Source organism: Citrobacter sp. Ce006 (assembly GCF_030336535.1).
Classification (GTDB): domain Bacteria; phylum Pseudomonadota; class Gammaproteobacteria; order Enterobacterales; family Enterobacteriaceae; genus Citrobacter; species Citrobacter europaeus.
Map to the genome: position 1 here is coordinate 1 of NZ_JAOWDO010000071.1, position 26158 is coordinate 26158.

The window sequence follows — 26158 nt, forward strand, 5'->3', positions numbered from 1 at the left end:
GGAGTAAGCTCCTAAGGATTCACTGCGTCGCCGCCTTGCTGTGATTCGAACTACTTTGCAAAAATCTTACATCAAATTTTAATTGGTTGCGGGGGCCAGATTTGAACTGACGACCTTCGGGTTATGAGCCCGACGAGCTACCAGGCTGCTCCACCCCGCGTCCGTGGATGCGCACTATACTCTGCTCGCATTTTCATGCAACCCTTTTTTCACCTTGATCACGTTTTTAGGGTGAAAATGAACAAAAACAACGCATTCTGGATTATTTTTTGCTCAAAATTTGCGTCGGGGTATGTATACGCATTTCATTAGGTACGGGGGTTTGTTATCTTCGTCTCGCATTCAGGCAACATAAGACGAGAACAATGAAAGGACGTTGGGCAAAATATCTTCTGGCGGGAGCAGTAGTCGCGATGCTCGCCGCGTGTTCCTCAAAACCCACCGATCGTGGGCAGCAGTATAAAGACGGGAAATTTACCCAGCCTTTCTCACTGGTGAACCAGCCTGATGCGGTTGGCGCACCAATCAATGCCGGTGATTTCGCCGAGCAGGTTAATCAAATTCGCAGCGCTTCGCCGCGTTTGTACGGTAACCAGAGCAACGTCTACAACGCTATCCAGCAATGGCTACGCGCGGGCGGTGATACGCGCAGTATGCGCCAGTTTGGTATTGATGCCTGGCAAATGGAAGGGGCGGACAATTACGGTAACGTCCAGTTTACCGGTTACTACACGCCGGTGATTCAGGCGCGCCATACGCGTCAGGGCGAGTTTCAGTATCCTATCTATCGTATGCCGCCAAAACGTGGGCGCTTACCCTCTCGTGCCGAGATCTACGCTGGCGCGCTAAGCGATAATTACATTCTGGCGTACAGCAACTCCCTGATGGATAACTTCATTATGGATGTTCAGGGCAGTGGTTACATCGATTTTGGCGATGGCAGCCCACTCAACTTCTTTAGCTATTCCGGGAAAAACGGCCACGCCTATCGCAGTATCGGCAAAGTGCTTATCGACCGTGGCGAAGTGAAAAAAGAAGATATGTCGATGCAGGCCATTCGCCACTGGGGAGAAACGCACAGCGAGGCCGAAGTGCGTGAGCTGCTGGAGCAGAACCCATCGTTTGTCTTCTTTAAACCGCAATCTTTTGCTCCGGTAAAAGGGGCCAGCGCGGTACCGTTGATTGGCCGTGCATCCGTGGCTTCTGACCGTAGTATCATTCCTGCGGGCACAACGTTACTGGCGGAAGTTCCGTTACTGGACAACAACGGCAAGTTTACTGGTCAGTACGAACTGCGTCTGATGGTGGCGTTAGATGTGGGTGGGGCGATTAAAGGGCAACACTTCGATATCTACCAGGGCATTGGGGCTGACGCCGGACACCGTGCCGGGTGGTATAATCACTACGGTCGCGTATGGGTACTGAAAACAGCGCCGGGTGCGGGTAACGTTTTTAGCGGTTAATTGCCGGATGGCGCTTCGCTTATCCGGCCTACATTATTGAGTAGGCCTGATAAGGCGTAGCCGCCATCAGGCAGTGATGCATTCATCAAGGGCGGTATTTGTCCGCTCTTTTTGTTTTCTATATTTGAGGTTCTATGTCTGTGGTAATCAGTGATGCCTGGCGCCAGCGTTTTGGCGGTACGGCGCGTCTGTATGGCGAAAATGCGTTGCAGCTGTTTGCCCAATCGCATGTTTGTGTGGTTGGAATTGGCGGAGTGGGGTCATGGGCGGCGGAAGCGCTGGCGCGTACCGGCATTGGTGCCATTACACTTATCGATATGGATGATGTGTGCGTCACCAATACTAACCGCCAGATCCATGCTCTGCGCGATAACGTCGGCCTGGCAAAAGCTGAAGTGATGGCAGAACGTATCCGCCAGATTAACCCGGAGTGCCGTGTTAGCGTGGTCGATGATTTTGTTACGCCAGAAAACGTTGCTGAGTATATGAGTGCGGGATTTTCGTATGTCATTGATGCGATTGATAGCGTGCGCCCAAAAGCGGCACTGATTGCTTATTGTCGGCGTAATAAAATTCCGCTGGTGACTACCGGCGGGGCTGGCGGGCAGATCGACCCGACGCAGATTCAGGTCGTTGATTTGGCAAAAACCATTCAGGATCCGCTGGCGGCTAAGCTACGTGAGCGGCTGAAAAGCGATTTTGGCGTAGTGAAAAACAGCAAAGGCAAACTGGGTGTGGACTGTGTGTTCTCGACCGAAGCGCTGGTTTACCCGCAGGCAGATGGCTCGGTATGTGCGATGAAAGCGACGGCGGAAGGGCCAAAACGTATGGATTGCGCGTCCGGATTTGGCGCAGCCACTATGGTGACCGCCACCTTTGGCTTTGTTGCCGTCTCACATGCGCTGAAGAAGATGATGGCGAAAGCGGCGCGCCAACTCTGATAGTGTCGGATAGCGCTGTGCTTATCCGACCTACGGTTCGTGCGGTGTTGTAGGCCGGATAAGACACATCAGCGCCGTCATTCGGCTTTCTGAGCAGCCTCAAGAATAGCTTCGTTAAGAGCATGCAGGCCCTGGCTACGCGAGCCGCTAAGCTGCGCGCGTAAACCCAGTTCGTCAAATAATGCCATGGGCGAGTGCGCCAGTAACTCGGCTGCGGTTTTACCTTCGACCGCCGTGAGTAATACCGCCAACAGCCCGCGTACTATGCGACCTTCGCTGTCGCCGAAGAAATGCAGAGTGCCATTCTCATGAAGGGTATGTCCCAACCAGACGCGGTTTTCGCAGCCCGCAATTTCTTTGGCCTGCGCTTTTAGCGTATCCGGAAGCGCCGGCAACTGCTTACCCAGCAGAATCAGCTGGCGATATTTATCTTCCCACTGAGTGAGCGGGATAAAGGTATTGCGTAACGTCTCTTCGGTTACGGTTGTGCCAAACGGGTGTCCGGCGAACAGAGGGCTTGTCATTAATCCACCAATATATCCAGCGCGCGGTCAATGGCTGAGACCAACGCATCCACATCACTTTGCGTATTATAGGGCGCAAAAGAGGCGCGTAGCGTCCCGGATACGCCCAGTTCTGCCAGCAGCGGTTGCGCACAATGTTGCCCTGCGCGTAGCGCAATGCCATATTCGGCCAGCAGAGTGACCATGTCACTGTGATGAACACCAGCGAAATCAAAGGCTAGCAGACTGGAATCCTGGCAGCGGAAGGAACGAAAGCCGGGGCGTTTTGCCAGCGCATCTTCTGCCAGCGTCGCCAGACCCCGGCTCCAGTTTTCGGCCTGCGCAACGTCGACGTCCGCCAGCCATTCGAGCGCCGCGCTCAGCCCGATAACGCCAGCAACGTTAGGCGTACCGGCCTCCAGCTTCCATGGCGCTGCCTGTGTGGTGAAACCATCAAAACTGACTTCACTAATCATCTTGCCGCCGCCGAGCCAGGGAGACATCGCTTCCAGCAGTTCAGGTTTACCGTACAGCACGCCAATGCCGGTCGGGCCATACAGTTTGTGGCCCGAGAATGCATAGAAATCAATATCTAACTGCTGTACGTCAGCAGGGAAATGGACAATACCCTGGGCGCCATCAACCATCACCACCATGTCAGCCGCATGGGCGAGCGTGATGGCGCGGGCCAGATCCGGGCAACCGCCGGTGACGTTCGACATCTGCCCGAGCGCCAGAATGCGGCTGCGGGGAGTAATGAGTTGCGCGAGGTTTTCAACATCTGGCAATAAATGGGCATTGAGCGGCAGCCGGACTACCTTAGCTCCCGTTTGCTCCGCCACCATCAGCCAGGGTACGAGGTTGGCGTGATGTTCCGCCACGCTAACGATAATCTCATCGCCCGGTTGTAAGCGCGGTCGCGCATAGCTCTGGGCAACCATATTGATCGCCTCGGTCGTGCCGCGGGTCCAGACGATTGTTTTGTCATTCGGCGCATTAATCAGACTTGCGACTTTTCCCCGCGCGGCTTCATAGCGTGCGGTCAGGCGTTGTGCTTCGGCAAACTGGCTGCGATGGACGTTCCCGGCGCTCAGGCTATAAAACTGGTGGGTAGCTTCAATCACCGCCTGCGGCTTCAGCGCCGTAGCAGCGCTGTCGAGATAAACGCCAGCATCGTTGAGTGCGGGAAATTGGGCGCGAAACTGCGCGGGGTTAAAAGCGTTCATGGTATTCCTCAGTTCAGTAAACCGATCGTGGCGCAAAAATGGCGCTGATACAAGAGTTGTGCTAACCATCGGAATACTCTGGATATCCTGGCAAAGTCCGCGCAGTGTCTTATGCTAATTAGCGTTAGGCGAGCAATTTTGCCTGTTACGGAGTGTATTTTTAATAGCATAAATCGCTTTAAGGAGAAGAAGATGAAAAAGACTGCCGCAATTATCTCTGCTTGTATGCTGACTTTTGCCCTGAGCGCCTGTTCCGGTTCGAATTACGTGATGCACACCAACGATGGTCGATCAATCGTGTCTGATGGTAAGCCACAGACTGATAATGAAACGGGGATGATTTCGTATAAAGACGCTAACGGCAACAAACAGCAGATTAACCGTACCGATGTGAAAGAGATGGTAGAACTGGATAACTAACCAGTCGTCCATCGACAAAGAGTCGGACAAAAAAAAGCACCGCAAGTTGGCGGTGCTACATTAATCACTATGGACAGACAGGGTAAATGTACAGGAAGTGAAAAAGGGTAGCCTTGCTACCATGGTCTGAATCGCAGACCAATTGCAAACACAACAACACAACATCACAACCGTAAGCCAAAAGCCCACCAGAACACGCATTCCGATAAAACTTTTCGTTCCGGCTTCAGGAAGTGCCGCCACTATAGGTATTTGCTGGTAGAACCTCAACGGACAATTTATAATGGCTCAGATAAAAAAAACTAATAGGTTACAGCCTGTTAGATAATTGTTAAATTCATTTAACATCAAAGCCTAAAAGTCATGTCAAAACGATTACCACCCTTAAATGCGTTGCGTGTTTTTGATGCTGCAGCGCGTCATTTGAGCTTTACTCGCGCAGCAGAAGAGCTTTTTGTGACGCAGGCCGCAGTAAGTCATCAAATCAAGTCTCTTGAGGATTTCCTGGGGCTAAAGCTGTTTCGTCGACGCAATCGATCTTTGCTGTTAACGGAAGAAGGCCAAAGTTACTTCCTCGACATCAAAGAGATTTTTTCGCAATTAACCGACGCGACGCGTAAGCTTCAGGCTCGCAGCGCAAAAGGTGCGCTCACCGTTAGTTTATTGCCCAGTTTTGCGATCCAGTGGCTGGTGCCCAGACTCTCTAGCTTTAACTCAGCTTATCCGGGAATCGATGTCAGGATCCAGGCGGTGGACCGTCAGGAAGACAAACTGGCTGACGATGTTGATGTGGCGATTTTCTACGGACGCGGCAACTGGCCGGGTCTGCGCGTTGAAAAATTGTACGCTGAATATTTATTGCCGGTCTGCTCGCCGCTATTATTGACCGGTGATAAACCGCTGAAGGCGCCTGATGACCTGGCTAAGCACACATTATTGCACGATGCGTCGCGTCGTGACTGGCAAGCCTATACGCGTCAGCTTGGCCTGAATCATATCAACGTACAGCAGGGACCTATCTTCAGCCATAGCGCCATGGTGCTACAGGCTGCTATCCATGGACAGGGGGTTGCGCTGGCGAATAACGTCATGGCGCAATCCGAAATTGAAGCCGGACGTCTGGTTTGTCCGTTTAACGATGTTCTGGTCAGCAAAAACGCATTTTATCTGGTTTGTCATGACAGTCAGGCAGAACTGGGTAAAATAGCCGCCTTCCGTCAGTGGATTCTGGCGAAAGCGGCCACGGAACAAGAAAAATTCCGCTTTCGTTATGAACAATAATTTACGTAGGGTATTCACATGACCAGCCGTTTTATGCTGATTTTTGCCGCCATAAGTGGCTTTATCTTTGTGGCGTTGGGCGCCTTTGGGGCACATGTTCTGAGTAAAACCCTCGGTGTCGTTGAGATGGGGTGGATCCAGACTGGCCTTGAGTATCAGGCGTTTCATACGTTGGCTATCTTTGGTCTGGCCGTCGCCATGCAGCGACGTATTAGCATTTGGTTTTACTGGAGTAGCGTGTTTCTGGCATTGGGAACGGTGCTGTTTAGCGGCAGCCTCTATTGCCTCGCGCTCTCTCATTTACGCCTGTGGGCGTTTGTTACCCCCGTTGGTGGTTTCAGCTTCCTTGTGGGCTGGGCGCTGATGTTAGTGGGCGCTATTAGATTGAAACGTAAGGGCGTTAGCCATGAATAAGGTAGTATTGTTGTGTCGCCCGGGTTTTGAAAAAGAGTGCGCCGCAGAAATTACGGATAAAGCAGGACGCCGGGAAATCTTCGGTTTTGCCCGCGTGAAAGACAATGCGGGTTACGTCATCTTCGAATGCTATCAGCAGGACGATGCCGAAAAGCTAGTGAAAGAGTTGCCGTTTAGCTCGCTGATTTTTGCTCGCCAGATGTTTGTGGTAGGCGAGCTACTGCAATATTTACCGCCGGAAGACCGTATTACGCCAATTGTCGGCATGTTGCAGGGCGTGGTGGAAAAAGGCGGCGATCTGCGTGTCGAAGTTGCTGACACCAATGAAAGCAAAGAGCTGGTCAAATTTTGCCGTAAATTTACCGTACCGCTGCGCGCGGCGCTGCGTGAAGCTGGCGTGCTGGCAAAGTATGAAACGCCAAAACGTCCAGTGGTTCACGTTTTCTTTATCGCTCCTGGCTGTTGCTATACAGGCTATTCCTTGCCTGACAATAACTCCCCGTTCTACATGGGTATTCCACGTCTGAAGTTCCCGGCCGATGCGCCAAGCCGTTCAACGCTGAAGCTGGAAGAAGCGCTGCACGTGTTTATCCCAGCTGATGAATGGGATGAGCGTCTGGCTAACGGAATGTATGCGGTGGATTTAGGCGCATGCCCCGGCGGTTGGACCTATCAACTGGTTAAACGCAACATGTGGGTTTATTCCGTGGATAATGGTCCGATGGCGCAAAGCCTGATGGATACCGGACAGGTTACATGGCTGCGCGAAGACGGATTTAAGTATCGCCCGAATCGTAACAACATTTCGTGGATGGTTTGCGACATGGTGGAGAAGCCCGCGAAGGTTGCCGCCCTGATGGCGCAGTGGCTGGTCAACGGCTGGTGTCGTGAGACTATCTTCAACCTCAAGCTGCCGATGAAAAAACGCTACGAAGAAGTGTCGCAAAATCTGGCTTACATTCAGGCGCAGCTTGACGAGCATGGCGTAAATGCCCAGATTCAGGCGCGTCAGCTGTATCATGACCGTGAAGAAGTGACCGTGCATGTACGTCGCCTGTGGGCTGCCGTCGGCGGTCGTCGCGACGAGCGATAAGATAAAATTGAAGGCCGGATCAAGGCATAACCGCCTTATTCGGCCTGAATTGTTTCAATCAGCGGCGTATCCGAAACAATATGCGTCACATCATCCAGATGCCCAATCCGTGCCTCCCCCGAACGATTAAATTTGCTTTTATCAATCAGCAATAATGATTGCGCTGCACGCTTAAGCAAGATGGACTTGAAGTCGGCGTTGGTCGCATTTGAGTCCCAGAGCGCGCCGTCGCGGTCGATCCCTTCGCAGGAAAAAATAAACAGGTCGATGTCGAGTGGTTTGAGCTGCGAGATAAGCGAGGGGTTAACGTAGCATCCGTATTTACGCTCGAGGCGACCGCCGGAGCTGATAAGCTGAATGTGTTCACGTTTAGCCAATTCCTGGCAGATGGGCTGGCTGTTGGTAAAAACGTGAATGTTGATGTCCGGTAACTGTCGCGCCAGATACCAGCAGGTTGAGCTGGCGTCTAAGGCTATCACCATACCTTCTTCGATCCATGCCAGCGCTTCGCGGGCAATATGTGCTTTGTGGGCATAATGGCTTTTGCGTCGCATATGAAACGGGTCGCCGCTGTCCTGATCTTCCCGGTGAATCACTTTGGCCCGCCCGTGATTACGCAACACTTTTCCCTGGGCTTGTAACTCACTGAGATCGCGGCGGATGGTCTCTCTGCTGACGTTAAGCTGCAAAGAAAGGGCTTCGGTTGTCAGACTTTTGTGGTGAGTAAGTAGATCTACAATTGCCTGCTGGCGCGCCGCTTTCATGTTCTGATCCTTATCTTTTGATGAATGCCCGTAGCTGACGGGCATTCAGACCAGAGATTACGGCGTTACCCCTTTTTTTAATAGAATATTCCCGTACTTTGCCCGCTCTCCTGTGATAACGATCGCAAACGCCTGTTGCGCGCGGTCATAGAAGGCATAGCGGTCAATACGTGTGATATCCGGGCAGGGGGTTTGTAGTGAAAGCGCCTGACGATAACGTGACTCGACATCAGGATCGAGGGTGTCGCCTTCAACAGCGGCCATCATCACCAGTGGTGGGGCGTAGCTGTCCAGTTCAAACAGTGGAATAATCGCCTGCAGCAGATCGCTGACCAGTAGACCATCTGCGCGAATGACCTGCGGTCCCATGCTGTGGGCCGGGAAGTGGGCATCGGAAAAGATAATCTCATCACCGTGTCCCATTTCAGCCAGCACCTTCAGTAGATCTGGGGAAATTAAGGGAGATATTGTTTTGAGCATGTTACACGACTCCTGTCAGTTCGGATTCGGTTTGCGGATAGAAGTAACGGTATTGGTAGCACACCTGCGTGCGTGCCTGTTCGGGAGAGGTAAATTCCCCGATGCCTGACCAGGCAAACATCGCGGCCCCGGCCACGGTGGTTTCGGCATCATCCAGCACTTTGACAGGGATCCCGAGTACATTCGCTTTGATCTGATTCCACAATGCGTTGCGGCTTCCTCCACCAACCAACAGCAGTTCCGTGGCCTGAAAATGACCGATTTTTTCCAGCGTGTGCAGATTTCGCTGCAACTGTTCTGTGAGCGCTTCCAGCGCGGCGCGATAAAAGTGCCCGCGGGTGGTATTGAGCGTAACCCCTCGCCAGCCCGCATTCTGACAGGCCAACAAGTCGCAGTGCATCTTCACCCCTTCGGCACCTGCGGGAATAGCCAGGGCTTCATCAATCAGCGTCTGCCAGGGGGTGTCGGCAGTCCACAGTAGCTTACGTACCCACTCGAGAACACCGGAAGCCAGCCACTGCATGCCGGGGTTTTTCAGTCCTGCCTGGCTATCCAGTTCACAGGTGGAACCCGCATAATGGCTGAGCTGGGAGGTATCTACCTGTGCACTGCGCACCATCAGAATCTCCCATGTGCCGGAAGAGAGCACCGGTTCATCGGGCTGCGCCCCTGCGCCAAATAGCGCAAACTGCGTGTCGTGTCCGGCAGAAATGACCGGAATACCCGCCGCAAGCCCGAGCTGGCTGGCGGCCTCTGGCTGCAGAATCCCAATCTGTTCGCCAGCTTCTACCAGGCGTGGGAACAGACGACGCGGTATGCCTGTTGCTTGCAAAATGTCATGACTAAAATCGCGCTGGCGGATATCCAGCATCTGGCTGGTGCCCGCCATGGTGATATCGGTGGTGAACTCGCCGGTTAATCGGTGGTTGATAAGCGATGAGATAAATAGCCAGGCATGCGCCTGTTCCAGTAATTGCGGATAGTTTTCTTTGAGCCACACCAGTTTATACAGCGTATTAAAGCTAAACGCGCCGACGCCGGAGATTTCCTGCAACTGCTGCGGTGACATATAGCGGTGGATAGTTTCCATTACCGCTGCGGTGCGTGGGCATTTCCAACTGATTACCGGATACAGTTGCTTGCCGTTTTTATCAACCAACGCGCCGTCTACGCCGAAGGTGGTGACGGCGATCCCGCGGATATGGCAGGCGGTCAGCTGCGTTTTGAGTCGCTGACAGCAGTCGGCGAAGCGTTGCAGAATGGCTTCCAGCGACCATTGATGCCAGCTACTATTTTCTGTTGCGGTGTCGCTGGCATTCGGGGTCGCTGCGCGGGCGACAATCTTTCCCTGTCGGTCAACGGCGATTGCCCGCACGTTGGTCGCGCCGCAGTCAAGGACCAGGATAACCTCTTGTTTCATAATCGCTCCCGAGACGTTGCCGGATGGCGGCGTAAACGCCTTATCCGGCCTACACGTTGTGCTCCTGTAGGCCCGGTAAGCTTGCGCCACCGGGCGGAGTCGCATTAACGCTTATACAGCGGGCCGTAGTTCTGGCAGGCGCGATAATCCTGGCCTTCCATATCCATTCCGTGGGCTGCCCAGGCTGAAGGACGGTAAATTTTCTCGTCTTCCACGTTGTGCATGCAAACCGGGATACGCAGCATGGCGGCGAGCGTAATAAAGTCCGCGCCCACGTGACCAATCGTCAGCACACCGTGGTTTGCGCCCCAGTTTGCCATCACTGAATAGACATCGCTGAACGGGCCTTTACCGGTTAAGCGCGGGGCAAACCAGGTGGTCGGCCAGGTAGAGTTGGTACGCGCATCGAGCTGGTCATGCATATCTTTCGGTAATTCCACGCTCCAGCCTTCCGCGATTTGCAGCACCGGCCCCAGGCCTTTGATAATGTTGATGCGAGTCATGGTGAACGGCACGCCACCCTCGGTCAGGAAGCGAGAGGAGTAGCCGCCGCCGCGGAAGTATTCGTGAATAGCTGGACACCATTCGGTTGCCGCCAGGCAATCATCGACCTCTTTCTGCGCGATCTCCCAGTGCGGCTTCATAGTCGGTTTCCCTGCGCCGTCGCGCTGTTTGCAGGAGCCGTCCAGTGCTGCCGAGCCGGAGTTAATCAGGTGAATAATGCCGTGCTCAGCAAGGCCGGTCAGTGGTTTCCCCGTGACGCGTTCAACCGCCTCTGGCGACCAGTAGGTGCGCACATCGGCAAAGACCTGCGCCGTGCCGGTGAGTTGATGACCAAACAGCATCGCCACGCCGTTCAGGCTGTCGTTTTCGGTGGCGACAACAAACGGTTCGCGTATGCCATTCCAGTCAAAGGAGCTGTTGAGCAGGGCTTCGGCGGTATCACCATTCGGATATTGATCGGTCCAGTGACGCTGGCCCTGGAAGCCTGCGGCAATCGCGTTGTACCCCAGCGACTCTTCAATCCGACCTTTGTCGGCCAGCTTCTGGTTACCCTGCATCATGTCGCGAATGCACATGGCCATCAGCAGACTTTCTTTCAGCACAGCCCGGCTTTGCTCTGCGTTACGCTTATATTGCTGCGCATTCTGATCCTCGCCGTAGCGGAAGTTTTTGTCCGCCCAGGCCAGCGCCATTTCCAGCTCAGCTTCATCATAGATTTTTTGGTCGATGCGACGACGCAGTTCAGTCATATCAACGGGTTGAACCTTCATTCCCAGCCAGGATTCAAAGAAGTTATGATCGACAATTGAGCCGGCAATGCCCATTGAAACGCCGCCTACGGACAGATAGCTTTTGCCCTTCATACTGGCAACTGCTAAGCCCGCGCGGGCAAAACGCAGCAATTTTTCTTCCACATCGGCAGGGATCGTGGTGTCGCCGGCATCCTGTACGTCATGGCCATAAATAGAGAAGGCGGGAAGTCCTTTTTGATTATGCGCAGCCAGTGCAGCGGCCAGATAAACGGCCCCCGGACGCTCGGTACCGTTGAAGCCCCAGATAGCTTTCGGGCGCATCGGATCCATATCGATTGTTTCGCTACCGTAGCACCAGCATGGGGTAACAGTGATTGTCACGCCCACATTCAGGCTGCTGAATTTTTCTTCGCAGGCGGCAGATTCAGCCATCCCGGCAATGCAGGTATCGGCGATCACACATTCAATTTGCGCGCCGCAGGCGTGACGAAGTTTCTCAGCGATCAGCGCAGCGGTGGCTTTAGCCATATTCATGGTTTGCTCTTCGAGCGATTCGCGAACACCCATACGGCGCCCATCAATCACCGGACGAATGCCAATTTTCGGCAAGCTATTTTTTTTCATTCGAGGTTCCTCATCTCACTTTATGCCGTGCTGCAAAAGCGGATTTTGAACACCACCGTCGCAGTTGGCTGAATAACCCATTTTTGCTAACTCGAGTTAGCTTAGGTATTAGAGAGTTTTTTGCACAACTTTTTTGTTGTGGAACTGTGAGAGGCTTCACGAGAAGTGGTTAAAATTCGATCTGCGTCAAATAAACCAGGTCGCATTTTTTTAGATAAATTCTTTAAAATTAATTGGTTGCAATAAATTGTCTGTTCAGCGTCACAGTTTTAAACCAAATGATTTGGCTAATTTGAGTAGCTAAAATAGCTTTAAAAGGCAATTCGCTAACTCGAGTTAGCATGATTGATAAAACGCATATGAACGTGAAGGTAGTATTCGCATTAACGGTGACGATGGCTTCCTGGCAACGTTTTTTCGCCTGATTCACTGATTGCAGTTTCTGTATATTGAGGAAAGCAGCAATGTCTGAAACATTTTTACAGATGAGTCATATTACGAAACGTTTTCCCGGCGTATTAGCGTTGAGTAATGTGGATTTTGCTTTACGCAAAGGTGAGGTTCATGCGCTGCTGGGTGAGAATGGCGCAGGAAAGTCTACGTTGATGAAGATTTTATCCGGTGTTTATCAGCCTGATGAAGGAGATATTATTTTCGAAGGGCAACCTGTTACTTTTGCGAACCCACTGAGCGCACAAAGCGCAGGTATCACTATTATTCACCAGGAATTCAATCTATTCCCTGAACTCACAGTAGAAGAAAATATATTTATTGGCAGGGAGTTTTGCAAAAATAATCGCTGGCGTCTGGATGAAAAACAGCAGCGACAGGCTGCTATCGATATTTTGCAAAAATTAAACCTGAATATTTCACCAGAAACGCTGGTGGCCGATCTGACCGTCGCGCAACAACAAATGGTTGAGATTGCTAAAGCGATATCGGTGAATGCCAAGATCCTTATTATGGATGAACCGACGGCGGCACTGACGGAAACGGAAATCGACAGCTTATTTCAGGTGACCCGTTTGTTGAAGGAACAGGGAACAGGCATTGTTTATATCTCGCACAGGCTGGAGGAACTGGCGCTGATAGCCGACCGCGCGACGGTGATGAGGGATGGTCAGTTTATTGCCACCGTAGATTATGATGCGGTTAAAATTAGCGATCTGATTGCCATGATGGTTGGGCGTGACCTCGGCAATATCTATCCTCGTCGTGGACCTTTGGCTCAACGTAAGCCGGTGTTGGAAGTAAGCGGTCTGACGCGCAATGGCGTACTGAACAACATTGATTTCACCCTGTATCAGGGCGAAATTTTGGGCTTTGCCGGCTTGATGGGCGCAGGGCGTACTGAGCTGGCGCGGGCGATTTTTGGTGCGGATCCCATTGATGGCGGAACTCTCAAGCTAAACGGCAAAGTTACGGTAATTAAAGATATTCCTGATGCTATCAAACAGGGCATCAGCTATTTAACCGAGGACAGAAAAAAAGAGGGGCTGGCATTAGGGCTGTCCGTTGAGCGCAATATCATGTTGGGCAATTATCCTGAGTATTCCGACCGTTATGGCAATGTGGACAGCAAACGTTGTCAGAAAACCAGCGAAGAACAGGTTAAGGCCCTACGTATTAAAACACCACATTTAGAGCAGGCAGCACTGAATTTAAGTGGCGGTAATCAGCAGAAAATTATTATTGCCAGATGGGTATGTAAAGATACCGATATTCTCATCTTTGACGAACCAACTCGCGGTATTGATGTGGGTGCCAAACTTGAAATTTATGAATTAATGAATCGACTGGTGGCAAAAGGGAAGTCAATTATCATGATTTCCTCTGAATTACCGGAAGTGCTGGGTATGTGCGATCGCATTTTAGTGATGCGTAATGGACGTATTACCGGGGAGTTAGCTTCTGATGACGCCACACAAGAAAAAATCATGCAATATGCGACGTTAGAGGACTAATTTATGACTATCTCTGTAACCTCTTCAGACAGCAATAATAAGAAAATAAAAATTAACAAAGAACTTTTAATGCGCCTTGCGCCGCTTTTGAGTCTGATTATTTTAGTAATATTTTTTAGCTTCGGTTCGCCATTTTTCTTTAACACTGAAAATATTATGACAATTGCCCTGCAAACGTCGGTGATTGGCATCATGGCGATTGGCGTTACCTTCGTCATTATCACTTCAGGAATCGACCTTTCTCTTGGCTCGGTCGTGGCCTTTTCTGGCGTTGCGGTAGGCATCTGCGCCACGCTGGGACTGCCTCTGCCCGTCTGTATTCTTGCGGGGGTGCTGGCGGGTGGATTATGCGGCTATATCAACGGCCTGCTGGTCACCAAAATGACTATCCCACCTTTTATCGCCACGCTGGGTCTGATGATGTCCGTCAGAGGCATCAATATGGTGATGACGGATGGTCGTGCGATTTATTTCGCAGATTACCCCACCTTCAAAATGCTGGCCCAGGGACGTTTGTTCGATGTGCTGCCTTATCCCGTTTTTTACCTGGTAGTGGTGGCGTTAATCGCCGCCTACATCCTGAAGAAAACGGTGATTGGTCGCTATGTTTACGCCGTGGGTAGCAATGAGGTGGCCGCACATCTTTCCGGTATTAAAGTTCAGCGCGTCAAAATCTTCGTCTACGCCTTTTGTGGTCTGCTGACCGGGATTGCCGGGGTGATTCTGGCCTCTCGTTTGAACTCTGGTCAGCCAACGGTCGGCGTGGGATATGAGCTGGAAGCCATCGCGGCGGTTGTTATTGGCGGTACGAGCCTGATGGGCGGAATTGGCACCATCGGCGGCACGATCATCGGCGCATTCATTATGAGCGTGCTGAAGAATGGCCTGAACCTGATGGGCGTTTCCCAGTTCTGGCAAATGGTAGCCATGGGAGTGGTGGTCATTGCCGCGGTTTATCTCGACACATTACGCAAAAAAATTCGTTGATTTACGCTCCCGGAAGTCACGGGGCATCATAACCCTGACGTTTAGGGTGACTCACTCAGAACGGAGTAAAACAATGAGAACCAGGAATTTTGTCTATGCGTTATCCCTGCTGGCCTGTATGACATCCAGCGTATTGGCTAAAGATATGAACCTTCCGGTGGTCAGTAAAGGTTTCCAGCATGAATTCTGGCAAACCGTAAAAATGGGGACGGAAGCGGCAGCAAAAGAGTTGGGTGATAAAACCAGCTATGTTGGCCCGGCGGATGAAACTCAGATTGCCGAGCAGATTCAGTTAGTTGAAAACGCGATGGCGCAAAAACCTAATGGGCTATTACTGGCCGCGTTAGATGCCAATGCGCTGGCGCCATTAGTTGAGACCGCAAATTCACGCGGCATTAAAGTTGTGACGTTTGACTCCGGCGTGAATTCCGATATTCCGGTGAGCTTTGTCGCTACGAATAACCGAAAAGCCGGTGCTGAAGCCGCAGACGCGCTGGCAGCGGAAGTGGGCAGCAAAGGAAAAGTGGGCATTATTGCGCACGTAGCAGGGACCTCTTCAGCGATTGAGCGTTCGGAAGGGTTTATTGCCCGCATGAAGGAGAAATATCCGGATATCCAGGTGCTACCGGTCCAGTACAGCGATGGCGATCCGCAAAAAGCGATGGATAAAACCATCGATATGATCCAGGCCAACCCGGATATCGCAGGAATTTATGGTACGAATGAAGGCTCAACGCTTGGCGTAGCAAACGCTATTGATAGCCAAAATCTGAAAGGCAAAGTGAAGGTGATTGGTTTTGATAGCACCGAGGCAATCATTGCTTTCCTGAAGTCCGGAGTGATTCAGGGATTTGTGGTGCAGGACGCTTATCAGATTGGCTACCAGGGTATTAAGACGCTGAATGCAGCGGTATCAGGTCAGTCTGTACCGCAAGAAATTGATATTCCGGTGAAATTTGTCAGTGCGAAGAACATTGATACGCCGGAAATTGACAAGCTGTTACACCCATTCGGTAAAAAATAAGACCGTTGGGGCGAGGTGCTCGCCCCATCATTAGCCAGCGTCAGGGAGTTACTATGGGCAGTGGATATTTCCTCGGTGTGGATGTCGGTTCCGCCAGCGTCAGGGCGGGTGTCTTTGATGCCAGTGGCAAACGGCTGGCTTTTGCGACTCGTACCATCTCGCAGTTTCGACCCGGTCCTGAGCGGGTTGAGCAGTCATCTGCAGAAATCTGGCAGCAGGTTTGCCATGCAGTGAAGGAGGCGGTGTCGTCATCCGGGGTTTGCATTGAGGATATTCGCTCATTGGGTTTTGATGCCACCTGTTCATTGGTAGCACTGGACGAACAGGGGCGGGGACTGGCGGTTTCCCCCGGCGAACCGTCAGACCATAACATCATCATGTGGATGGATCATCGTGCGGCGCAGGAGACGCAGCGTATTAACGCCACGCAGGATCCCTCTCTGCGCTATGTTGGCGGTGAGGTCAGCGTCGAAATGGAGCTTCCCAAAGTGCTATGGCTGAAAAACCATTTTCCAGCCACCTGGCAGAGTGCGCATCGCTTCTACGATTTGGCGGACTTTCTGGTCTCTAAAGCTACCGCCACTGATGTTGCGGGGTTGTGCACGCTAACCTGTAAATGGAACTATCTGGCACATGAACAACGCTTCAGCCACTCCCTGCTCGATGCCGTTGAATTAACGGATTTATTGGGCAAAATCCCGTCGCGTATTCTGCCGCCAGGCGCTGGCGTTGGAACGCTTAGCAGCGATGCGGCCCAGGCGCTGGGGCTGACGACTGCAGTGGTCGTCGCCAGCGGAATGATTGATGCCCATGCTGGCGGAGTGGCGCTAGCTGGTGCCGAGCCTGAGGGGACGTTGGCGCTGATCAGCGGAACGTCAAATTGCCATATGCTGTGCAGCCGGCACGAAATTCATACGCCAGGCGTATGGGGACCATACTGGTCAGCCATGCTGCCAGGCTACTGGCTGACGGAAGGGGGACAAAGCGCCGCCGGGGCGTTAGTCGACTGGACGCTTCAGGAGTCAGGTGCCAGCGCTGAGCTGTTTAACAAAGCTGAAGCGCGGGGGTGCCATCCCATCGTTTTAGTTAATGAGTGGGTTGCAGCACTTGAGGAGCAGGAGTCAGAGCCTGGTCGTTATTTGCATGTGCTGGCCGATCACCACGGTAATCGTTCGCCGCGCGCGCGACCCGATGCCCGGGGGAGTGTGTGTGGTTTAACGCTGGAACGAGGCGAGATGCAGGTTGCTCGTCTGTACCTGGCGACAATACAGGCGATCGCCTGCGGTACGCGACATATTATGGAAGTGATGCGCGAAAACGGTCACACCATTTCCCGTCTGACGCTGTGCGGCGGCGCAACGCATAACCCACTGTGGTTGCGAGAATATGCCGATGCCACCGGATGCGATATTCATCTTATGCAGGAAGAGGATGCGGTAACGTTAGGTGCGGCCATTACCGGCGCGGTGGCATGCGGCGCGTGGACCACGATTCCGTCCGCATGCCAGGCGATGGTTCGATCGGGCGAGGTGATCAGGGCTAACCCGGCACGGCGGAACTTCTATGATCGTAAATACCAGGCTTATCTGATGCTGTGGGATCAGCAGCAGGCGATTAACCAACTTATGCAGTAAGACAAAAGTTTAAAATACTTTTATGATTGGGGATTGACGTTTTTGGATGTGAACTGGGGCATATAAATGGCTAAAACAGTAGAACAGATAGCCAGCGATCTGAATTTATCGGTTACGACCGTACGACTGGTGCTGAACGGGAAAGCAGAGCAATATCGAATCAGTGTCAAAACCCAAACGCGTATTAATGAATATGTCGAGCGCTATGGTTACGTCATTAACCATTCAGCACGCAGCCTGAAATTGAATAAAACGGATACATTAGGATTGATAGTCCCTAATATTTCCAACGTGTTTTTTGCCACACTTGCAGAAAAACTTGAGCAACGCTGTCGCCGTTCTGGTTATCAGCTAACGATTAGCTGTACCTATGACGATGTTGATTACGAAAATAAACTGACCAAAGCGTTAATCGCGCGCAATGTCGATGGCCTTTTTATTGTTCCTTCAACGTTAGAGAATCAGCAACACCATTTACGTCAGGTCAGGAAACCAATGGTGTTGCTTGACCGTGATTTTAAGTATACCGACAACGCACTGGTTGAAAGTCATAACATTTTGGGCGGCGAAAAGTTGACGCAAAGTTTGTTTGACGCTGGAAAGTCGCCGATCTGGTTTTTAGTAGGGGATACCGGATTACCCAGCATTGGTGACCGTTTGCAAGGTTATCTTAATGCATTGAACAATAATGGTATTTTTCACAGAGATTGGGTGCGCGAAGGTCCGGATAACACACCTGAAGGTGGTTATCGACTCATGGATGAGTTGATCGGTGAACAGGACTGTCCGCAGGCATTTATCGCCTCATCATTACCCGTACTGGAAGGGGCCATTAACGCTATTCGTAATCGTTTAGGCACTATTCCACCAGAAATTAATATTGGGACATTCGATGAACACCCAATGCTGGGATTCCTCGCCAATAATGTCTGGTCAATGCAACAGGATGAAAATGTCTGGGCGGAAAAAGCATTCGATATGATGATGAGTGCTATTGATGACCGGCCAATTAAAGAAACTGTAAAAGTTGAAATGAAACTAATTAAGCGCGTAAGACAACCATAATACGTCGCTAAAAATAAATCGGCCAACTGAATCTGAATAAATACATTCAGTGGCTGCCTGTACCTGAAACCTGACCCGTCTTATTCTGCGGCTGCATTTTTCGCAATAAAGACGAGGGGAAACTGTACCCGGAGAATCATTATGGAAAGAATGCGTTTGTCGCGAGAAATCATTGAAACCTGTCTGGAAATGACCAGCCTTGGATTGAATCAGGGGACGGCGGGAAATGTGAGTGCGCGTTATGAAAATGGGATGCTGATCACGCCCAGCGGTATTCCTTACGAAAGACTTACTGAAAACATGATCGTGTATGTAGATAACGACGGGAAATATGATAAAGGACAATTACCCTCCAGTGAATGGCGTTTTCACCTGGCGGCATACCAGACGCGTCCGGATGCCAATGCGGTTGTCCATAACCATGCCGTACACTGCACCGCCGTTTCAATTCTCAATCGCCCTATCCCGGCAATTCACTACATGATTGCAGCGGCGGGGGGAAACTCTATTCCGTGTGCGCCTTATGCGACGTTTGGTACACGAGAGCTGTCAGAGCATGTGAGCGTCGCCCTGAAAAACCGTAAGGCAACGCTTTTACAGCACCATGGGTTGATTGCTTGTGAAGCGAATTTAGAAAAAGCACTGTGGTTGGCGCATGAAGTGGAAGTTCTGGCCCGCCTGTATCTGAGCACGCTGGCGATTGTTGACCCGGTGCCGGTGCTGGATGACGAAGAGATCGCCATTGTGCTGGAGAAATTCAAATCTTACGGATTACGCATTGAAGAGTAATTTCGCATAGCGAAAAGGAGATATACGATGGCGAACAGAATGATTCTGAACGAAACGGCATGGTTTGGCCGGGGAGCTGTTGGCGCGTTAACCGATGAAGTCATCCGTCGTGGTTATCGCAAGGCGTTGATTGTGACCGATAAAAATCTGGTACAGTGCGGCGTTGTTGAAAAGGTGACTTCCCGAATGGATGCTGCAGGTCTGGCATGGGAAATCTATTCAGGCGTTATCCCTAACCCAACCATTGCGGTGGTGCAGGAAGGATTGGGTGTGTTTCAGCAAAGTGGCGCAGACTATCTGATAGCCATCGGCGGAGGCTCCCCGCAGGATACCTGTAAAGCGATTGGCATTATCCATAATAACCCTGAGTTTGCAGATGTCCGCAGCCTTGAAGGGTTATCGCCGACGCGCAGCCCGAGCGTGCCGGTTATGGCAGTCCCAACCACCGCGGGAACGGCAGCGGAAGTGACCATTAACTACGTGATCACTGACGAAGAGAACCGGCGTAAGTTTGTTTGTGTCGATCCACATGACATCCCGCAGGTGGCGTTCATCGATGCTGACATGATGGACGGCATGCCCGCTGCATTAAAAGCCGCCACAGGAGTGGATGCACTGACTCATGCCATTGAAGGGTACATCACGCGGGCGGCGTGGGCGCTTACCGATGCGCTGCACATCAAAGCCATCGAAATTATTGCCGGGGCATTACGCGGTTCGGTCGCGGGCGATAGCCAGGCGGGTGAAGCGATGGCGCTGGGCCAGTACGTTGCCGGAATGGGTTTTTCCAACGTTGGCCTGGGATTAGTGCATGGCATGGCACATCCGTTAGGCGCGTTTTACAACACGCCGCACGGCGTCGCGAATGCCATTTTGCTGCCGCACGTGATGCACTATAACGCCGAATTTACCGGGGAAAAATTCCGCGATATCGCCCGGGCGATGGGGGTTAAGGTTGAAGGCCTGACGCTGGCAGAAGCACGTAAAGCGGCGGTGGATGCTGTCTTCGCCCTTAACCGTGATGTAGGGATCCCACTGCATTTACGCGATGTTGGCGTACGCAAAGAGGATATTCCTGCACTGGCGCAGGCGGCATTTGACGATGTTTGTACCGGGGGAAATCCGCGTGAAGCGAGCCTTGGGGATATCGTCGAGCTATACCATACCGCCTGGTAATCACCTGGCGTTTATCCGGCCTGCTGGGTTGTACGATAAGTAGGCCGGATAAGGTGTTGACACCGCATCCGACAATAAGGCTACCGCGCCAGGCGTAATTGCTGTAGGTTTCCGTCGATATGTAAGTCCGTTTGCAGCCGCGCGATATCGCGGCACAGAAACGCCATCTCCCGATGTTCTTCGAGTTTCTTGCGCCATTTCTCCGGTACGTCATTCAGATGTTCATACAACGCTTCCAGCGTTGGAAACTGCGTCAGCAATTGTGTGGCGCTTTTGGGTCCAATACCGGCAACCCCTGGAACTTTAGAACTGCTGATCCCCGCCAGTCCCCAGTAATCAGGCAACTGTTGCGGTAGTACGCCGAACTCTTTCTCGATAAAGGGCGCATCCAGCCAGCGTTTCTGGAAATAGTCCCGAATACGCAGCGTTGGGGAGAGTAGCTGACAATAGCCTTTATCTGTTGAAACGATGGTTGCCTGATGTCCCGCCTGGCTAACTTTAACCGCCAGGGTAGCGGCTAAATCATCGGCTTCATTCCCGCTGGATTCCCAGCAGCAGACGCCGCGCTGTTCAAAAGCAGCGCGTAAGGCGGGCATTTCCTGGTGTAAATCGTCAGGCATTGGCGGGCGACCGGCTTTGTAGTCAGGTAAGCGTTGGTGACGCCAGCCGCTGTTGCGCGCCTCGTCATCAAATACCGCCACGGCGTGCGTGGGCTGACTGTGCACAATCAACTGATCGAGTGCGTGCTGGCACGTCTCCACGCAGGGTGAGCCCTGTACGGCGTGAATACGGCGGATGAGATTCAGTGCATCAACTATGAGCAGATGGACGGCCACGGTGTTCTCCCTAACAAATCAGTCTGTAGGGTAACATTCACGGCGAAGGGAGGCGAATAGTTGGCAGAAAAACAGGAAGAGGCCTCGCAAAAGAGGCCTCTTCAGGGGACTTAATCGCAGGTGACAATCTTCATCGCCAGACCACCGCGAGAGGTTTCGCGGTATTTGGCATTCATGTCTTTACCGGTTTCGTACATGGTCTCGATAACTTTATCGAGGCACACGCGCGGTTCACTGGTACGGCGCAGCGCCATACGCGCGGCGTTAACTGCTTTAACCGAAGCAATAGCGTTACGCTCAATGCAGGGTACCTGTACCTGGCCGGCAACCGGATCGCAGGTCAGACCCAGGTTATGTTCCATACCGATTTCCGCCGCAATGCACACCTGCATTGGGCTACCGCCCAGCAGTTCAGCCAGACCGGCCGCAGCCATGGAGCAGGCAACACCGACTTCACCCTGACAGCCCACTTCGGCGCCAGAGATAGAGGCGTTCATCTTGTACAGTGAACCAATGGCGCTCGCGACCAGCATGTAGCGTGCCAGCGAGTTAGCGTTCACTTCGCGAATAAACTTGTCGTAGTACGCCAGTACAGCAGGAACAATCCCGCATGCGCCGTTGGTTGGCGCGGTAACCACGCGTCCACCGGCAGCGTTTTCTTCGTTCACGGCCAGCGCGAACATGTTGATCCAGTCAACAACCGCCATCGGGTCAGTGGTGGTTTTGTCGCTGCTGACCAGCATACGACGCAGCGCCGCAGCACGACGCGGAACGCGCAGTTTGCCTGGCAATACGCCTTCGGTGGTGATACCGCGCTCAATCCCGCTACGCATCACTTCCCAGACGTTGGCAAAGTGCTGTTCCAGCTCTTCTTTGCTGTGCAGCGCCAGTTCGTTTTGCATCATCAGACCAGAAAGCGACAGGCCGGTTTCCTGGCAATGACGTTGCAAATCAGCCGCAGATTTATACGGATACGGCACGTTTACCGGAGAGTTGTTCGGTAAACCAAAATGTTCTTCATCAACGATGAACCCACCGCCAATGGAATAGTAGGTCTGGCTGTAAATGGCTTTTTCGCCCGCCAGTGCGGTAATACGCATCCCGTTTTCGTGCAGGGACAGATTGTCCGCATGGAAATTCATGCACTTGTCGACCGGGAACTCAACCTCATGTTGACCGTCCGCTAGCAGCAAACGTCCATGAGTATTCACATCCTGGATAAAGGCCGGGATGGCATCAATGTCTACGGTATCCGGCAGATTACCCGCCAGGCCCATAATAATCGCGATGTCGGTATGGTGACCTTTCCCCGTGAGAGACAAAGAGCCATAGACATCAACCACTACGCGGGTTACGTCAGTGAGAATTCCGCGTGCAATCAGGTCATCCGTGAATTGTTTGCCTGCTTTCATCGGGCCAACAGTATGGGAGCTGGAAGGGCCAATGCCGATTTTAAAAATATCGAATACGCTAATCATGAGGCGTCCATTGTGTATCGAGGTGCGCCGCCCCGAAGAGCGGCGCAGGGGAATTAACTGAACAGAGAGTAGAAAATAGCGGAGATAGCGATCAGGCCCATAATCACAACGAAGACGTTGCTGATATGGCCGCTGTATTTACGCATTGCCGGTACTTTCTGAATGGCATACATCGGCATCAGGAACAGAATCATCGCGATGATCGGGCCACCCAGGGTTTCAATCATACCGAGGATGCTCGGGTTCAGCGTCGCCACAATCCAGGTGGTTACCAGCATGAACAGCGCAGTGATTTTGTTCAGTTTGTTGATTTCGATGGTTTTGCCTTTGCCGCGCAGAGACTTAATCACCATACCGTTGAAACCTTCACGCGCGCCCAGATAGTGGCCGAGGAAGGATTTGGTGATAGCGATAATCGCGATGATCGGTGCCATCCAGGCGATGATCGGCGCGTTAAAGTGGTTTGCCAGGTAAGACAGGATAGAGATGTTCTGCTCTTTCGCTGCAGCCAGGTCCGCTGGGGACAGGCTAAACACACAGCTGAAGACGAAGAACATTACGGTCAGCACCATCATGATGTGAGCGAATGCCAGGATCTTAGAGCATTTTTTCTCAGCTTCATCACCGTATTCTTCACGCTTCGCCACGGCGAAGGAGGAGATGATTGGTGAGTGGTTGAAGGAGAACACCATTACCGGAATTGCCAGCCACAGGGTCAACAGCAGGCCGTTGCCGGTGGTTGCTGCAGAATCAAAGGACAGGGTTTCCAGAATCGCACCGCTCCACTGAGGGATCAGGTACAGCGCCAGCAGCATCAGAGCCGCAACGAACGGGAATACCAGGATGCTCATCGCCTTCACGATCATCTGCTCACCGAAGCGCACGATGGTCATCATGCCAACAATCAGGATCAGAGACAGGATTGCGCGCGGCGGCGGCGTAATCGCCAACTGGTGGGTCAGGAAGCTTTCAACGGTGTTGGTGATTGCAACGCTGTAGACCAACAGAATTGGGTAAATAGCGAAGAAGTAGAGCAGGGTAATCAGTTTACCCGCGCCGACACCAAAGTGTTCTTCTACAACTTCGGTGATGTCTTCACCCGGATTTTTACCGGACAGCACGAAGCGAGTCAGACCGCGGTGTGCAAAGAAGGTCATTGGGAAAGCAAGGATCGCCATGATGATAAGCGGGATCATGCCGCCTACGCCTGCGTTAATCGGCAGGAACAATACACCCGCGCCAATCGCCGTGCCGTAAAGGCCCAGCATCCACATGGTGTCTGTCTTGCGCCATGCGCTGCGGGTCTGGCCCGTAACGATAGTGCTGGTTTGAGTGTTTTCCATCTATTTCTCCTGGAGGAAGCTTAAAAAGTCGGGTTTGGGTTCAATCCAATGAGAAAGCACCCGACTGTAAATCGAAATTCGTTGAGCGATTTTTTATATAATTTTTCGCCGTAATAATTTGCGGGCGGAAAGATACATTTTAGTAATGGATGTATCAGTGATCGGGATCCCAAATGCAATAATCCACCTTTTATGTGGATAAATTTGGGCCATTAATCTGTTAAAAAATAGTCAAAGCGAATTTACGGGCGCGAAGGCTAACATTAACGACATATCTCATGAAAGCGAAGGCGCGAAGATAGGCGTGTTAAGCTGTAAAAACTGTTGTTTTTAGAGGATTTTGGCGACTAATAATAATTTCCTAAGATAAATCACGGTTGGGTTTTAAAGGTAATCGTTTGCGTACCGCTTCTTTTTTAATGAAATATCACTGATATTTATATGATACTCTGAGCTATGTGACTGGTATCACTAAAAAAAGCCGGGAGGCTAATGCGCCAGACCCGGCTTTAATATGGACAAAACTGTCACCGCGATAGCGTCTGCTGGCGGCTGTTGAAGGTTAGGCGCAGATCTCGTAGCAAGGGATATACGCAGAGCCTGGTAACTTCATACGATGCTGTGCAACAAAGCCCTGCAGGAGATCGTCCATGCGGCGCATCATCTCACGGTCACCGTGGATTTTGTACGGGCCAAACTCTTCAATGGCGCGGATCCCAACTTCCTTCACGTTCCCCGCCACAATACCCGAGAACGCACGACGCAGGTCGGCCGCCAGTACTTCAACGGGCTGATCCGGGTACAGCTTAAGGTTAGCCATGTTTTCATGGGACGGCTCGAACGGCATCTGCAAATCCGGTGCGATACGAATCGACCAGTTAAAGCTGTAGGCATCGCCAGTGTCGCGGCGGTTCTCTTTCACCAGCGGCATCGCTTTTTTCATCAGACGCGCCACTTCCGCTGCATCGTCAATGATAATGCGATAGTGGCGACGCGCATCTTCCCCCAGCGTGTGCACGATAAATTCGTCCAGCACGCGGAAGTAATCGGCGCTCTCTTTTGGTCCGGTCAGGATCAGCGGTAAAACCTGATCTTTGTTGGCCGGATTCATCAGGATCCCCAGCAGATACAGCAGCTCTTCTGCTGTCCCTACGCCGCCCGGGAAGATGATAATACCGTGGGCGATACGCACGAACGCCTCCAGACGTTTTTCAATGTCTGGCATGATGATCAGTTCGTTAACCAGCGGATTAGGCGGCTCTGCGGCAATGATTGACGGTTCGGTCATACCAATAAAGCGACTGTCTTTGTATCGCTGCTGGGCGTGACCGACTGCAGCGCCTTTCATTGGCGCTTCCATCGCCCCCGGACCACAGCCGGTACAGATGTTCAGTTCACGCAGGCCCAACTGGGTGCCTACGCGACGGGCGTACAGGTATTCATTCTCGTTGATTGAGTGACCGCCCCAGCAGACGACCATGTTCGGCGCTTCGCCAACGTGCAGTGCCCGGGCATTACGCAGGATCGAGAATACGAGGTTGGTAATATGCACCGAGCTTTCGAGATCCAGATGCTGAAAACGACCGGCGTTATGGATCTGGCCATTGACGAACAGAATGTCGCGCAGCACGGCAAACAAGTTGGCCTGTAGCGCGCGAATAATGCGTCCATCAACAAACGCATCTTCAGGCGGGTTGATCAGTTCCAGCTTCACGCCCCGTTCGCGGCGCAGCACGTTAATGTCGAAACTTTCAAAGCGGGACAGCAGCTCTTTGCTGTTATCGGTCAAACTGCCGGAGTTCAGAACGGCAAGCGAACAGTTACGAAACAGTTGATACAGGTCGCTGCTGGCCGTGCGTTTAAGCATATCGACTTCCAGCTGCGACAACATGTCCATTGAGCCAAGCGGGCTAATATGTGTAATCAAGTAAACTCCTTACGGGACGAGAGACATCATCCTCTACTGATTACAATAGC

General features: G+C 52.1%; 23 protein-coding genes and 1 tRNA gene. 13 read left to right on the top strand and 11 right to left on the bottom strand.

Annotated features, from left to right (window positions below; translation table 11 throughout):
* Positions 1 to 83: 83 nt before the first annotated feature.
* Positions 84 to 160 (bottom strand) — tRNA-Met (locus tag OGV94_RS13315).
* 205 nt (positions 161 to 365) lie between these two features.
* On the opposite strand from OGV94_RS13315, the gene mltA reads away from it, so the two are divergent.
* Positions 366 to 1463: a murein transglycosylase A gene (gene mltA / locus OGV94_RS13320; protein ID WP_003034021.1), complete on the top strand. Its 1098-nt coding sequence runs from the start codon at positions 366 to 368 to the stop codon at positions 1461 to 1463.
* A 134-nt stretch (positions 1464 to 1597) separates the two neighbouring features.
* Positions 1598 to 2404 (top strand): tRNA cyclic N6-threonylcarbamoyladenosine(37) synthase TcdA, encoded by an 807-nt coding sequence (gene tcdA, locus OGV94_RS13325; protein ID WP_047409008.1) that lies wholly within the window; start codon positions 1598 to 1600, stop codon positions 2402 to 2404.
* A gap of 77 nt (positions 2405 to 2481) precedes the next feature.
* Here the strand turns inward: tcdA and csdE are convergent, their stop codons facing one another.
* Entirely contained in the window at positions 2482 to 2928 is a 447-nt protein-coding gene (csdE, locus tag OGV94_RS13330) for a cysteine desulfurase sulfur acceptor subunit CsdE (RefSeq protein ID WP_286523545.1), read from the bottom strand.
* Positions 2928 to 4133: a cysteine desulfurase CsdA gene (gene csdA, locus OGV94_RS13335; protein ID WP_087052049.1), complete on the bottom strand. Its 1206-nt coding sequence runs from the start codon at positions 4131 to 4133 to the stop codon at positions 2928 to 2930. The genes csdE and csdA overlap by 1 nt, the downstream gene beginning before the upstream one ends.
* Positions 4134 to 4325: 192 nt before the next feature.
* On the opposite strand from csdA, the gene OGV94_RS13340 reads away from it, so the two are divergent.
* The 4 genes from OGV94_RS13340 to rlmM all read left to right on the top strand — a co-directional run bounded on the left by OGV94_RS13340 (position 4326) and on the right by rlmM (position 7341).
* Entirely contained in the window at positions 4326 to 4553 is a 228-nt protein-coding gene (locus OGV94_RS13340) for a YgdI/YgdR family lipoprotein (RefSeq protein ID WP_016154261.1), read from the top strand.
* Positions 4554 to 4916: 363 nt separating this feature from the next.
* Positions 4917 to 5834: a glycine cleavage system transcriptional regulator GcvA gene (gcvA, locus tag OGV94_RS13345; RefSeq protein WP_043017421.1), complete on the top strand. Its 918-nt coding sequence runs from the start codon at positions 4917 to 4919 to the stop codon at positions 5832 to 5834.
* An 18-nt stretch (positions 5835 to 5852) separates the two neighbouring features.
* Positions 5853 to 6248, top strand: coding sequence for a DUF423 domain-containing protein (locus OGV94_RS13350; protein WP_005130969.1), 396 nt, complete (start codon positions 5853 to 5855; stop codon positions 6246 to 6248).
* Positions 6241 to 7341 (top strand): 23S rRNA (cytidine(2498)-2'-O)-methyltransferase RlmM, encoded by a 1101-nt coding sequence (gene rlmM / locus OGV94_RS13355; RefSeq protein WP_043017420.1) that lies wholly within the window; start codon positions 6241 to 6243, stop codon positions 7339 to 7341. Before OGV94_RS13350 ends, rlmM begins: the two co-directional genes overlap by 8 nt.
* 35 nt (positions 7342 to 7376) lie before the next feature.
* On the opposite strand, the gene fucR is transcribed toward rlmM, so the two are convergent.
* The 4 genes from fucR to fucI form a co-directional block, all read right to left on the bottom strand.
* A complete protein-coding gene (fucR, locus tag OGV94_RS13360; RefSeq protein ID WP_043017419.1) occupies positions 7377 to 8105 on the bottom strand; it encodes an L-fucose operon activator in 729 nt (242 codons plus the stop codon).
* A gap of 57 nt (positions 8106 to 8162) precedes the next feature.
* A complete protein-coding gene (gene fucU / locus OGV94_RS13365; RefSeq protein WP_043017418.1) occupies positions 8163 to 8585 on the bottom strand; it encodes an L-fucose mutarotase in 423 nt (140 codons plus the stop codon).
* Position 8586: 1 nt separating this feature from the next.
* On the bottom strand, positions 8587 to 10005 hold the full coding sequence (fucK, locus tag OGV94_RS13370) for an L-fuculokinase (RefSeq protein ID WP_221922843.1): 1419 nt from the start codon (positions 10003 to 10005) through the stop codon (positions 8587 to 8589).
* Between the two features lie 104 nt (positions 10006 to 10109).
* Positions 10110 to 11885, bottom strand: coding sequence for an L-fucose isomerase (gene fucI / locus OGV94_RS13375; RefSeq protein ID WP_100194794.1), 1776 nt, complete (start codon positions 11883 to 11885; stop codon positions 10110 to 10112).
* 464 nt (positions 11886 to 12349) lie between these two features.
* Between fucI and OGV94_RS13380 the strand changes: the two genes are divergently transcribed.
* The 7 genes from OGV94_RS13380 to fucO all read left to right on the top strand — a co-directional run bounded on the left by OGV94_RS13380 (position 12350) and on the right by fucO (position 20524).
* Positions 12350 to 13849: a sugar ABC transporter ATP-binding protein gene (locus OGV94_RS13380; protein ID WP_043017415.1), complete on the top strand. Its 1500-nt coding sequence runs from the start codon at positions 12350 to 12352 to the stop codon at positions 13847 to 13849.
* Positions 13850 to 13852: 3 nt separating this feature from the next.
* The gene (locus OGV94_RS13385; protein WP_087856949.1) at positions 13853 to 14836 is read left to right on the top strand and encodes an ABC transporter permease; all 984 of its coding nucleotides are present in this window, start codon (positions 13853 to 13855) and stop codon (positions 14834 to 14836) included.
* 73 nt (positions 14837 to 14909) lie between these two features.
* Positions 14910 to 15860: an ABC transporter substrate-binding protein gene (locus OGV94_RS13390; protein ID WP_286523547.1), complete on the top strand. Its 951-nt coding sequence runs from the start codon at positions 14910 to 14912 to the stop codon at positions 15858 to 15860.
* A gap of 53 nt (positions 15861 to 15913) precedes the next feature.
* A complete protein-coding gene (locus OGV94_RS13395; protein WP_286523549.1) occupies positions 15914 to 17494 on the top strand; it encodes an FGGY-family carbohydrate kinase in 1581 nt (526 codons plus the stop codon).
* Positions 17495 to 17560: 66 nt separating this feature from the next.
* Complete coding sequence (locus OGV94_RS13400) at positions 17561 to 18559, top strand: LacI family DNA-binding transcriptional regulator (RefSeq protein WP_043017413.1); 999 nt, start codon at positions 17561 to 17563, stop codon at positions 18557 to 18559.
* 141 nt (positions 18560 to 18700) lie between these two features.
* Entirely contained in the window at positions 18701 to 19348 is a 648-nt protein-coding gene (gene fucA / locus OGV94_RS13405; RefSeq protein WP_003034062.1) for an L-fuculose-phosphate aldolase, read from the top strand.
* A gap of 27 nt (positions 19349 to 19375) precedes the next feature.
* Positions 19376 to 20524 (top strand): lactaldehyde reductase, encoded by a 1149-nt coding sequence (gene fucO, locus OGV94_RS13410; RefSeq protein ID WP_100194793.1) that lies wholly within the window; start codon positions 19376 to 19378, stop codon positions 20522 to 20524.
* 80 nt (positions 20525 to 20604) lie between these two features.
* Here the strand turns inward: fucO and xni are convergent, their stop codons facing one another.
* The 4 genes from xni to ppnN form a co-directional block, all read right to left on the bottom strand.
* A complete protein-coding gene (gene xni, locus OGV94_RS13415; protein WP_100194792.1) occupies positions 20605 to 21360 on the bottom strand; it encodes a flap endonuclease Xni in 756 nt (251 codons plus the stop codon).
* Positions 21361 to 21470: 110 nt separating this feature from the next.
* Positions 21471 to 22838: an L-serine ammonia-lyase gene (locus OGV94_RS13420; protein WP_043017410.1), complete on the bottom strand. Its 1368-nt coding sequence runs from the start codon at positions 22836 to 22838 to the stop codon at positions 21471 to 21473.
* Positions 22839 to 22891: 53 nt separating this feature from the next.
* Entirely contained in the window at positions 22892 to 24181 is a 1290-nt protein-coding gene (locus tag OGV94_RS13425) for an HAAAP family serine/threonine permease (RefSeq protein ID WP_043017409.1), read from the bottom strand.
* Positions 24182 to 24743: 562 nt separating this feature from the next.
* Positions 24744 to 26108 (bottom strand): nucleotide 5'-monophosphate nucleosidase PpnN, encoded by a 1365-nt coding sequence (gene ppnN, locus OGV94_RS13430; RefSeq protein ID WP_003840366.1) that lies wholly within the window; start codon positions 26106 to 26108, stop codon positions 24744 to 24746.
* Between the last annotated feature and the right edge of the window lie 50 nt (positions 26109 to 26158).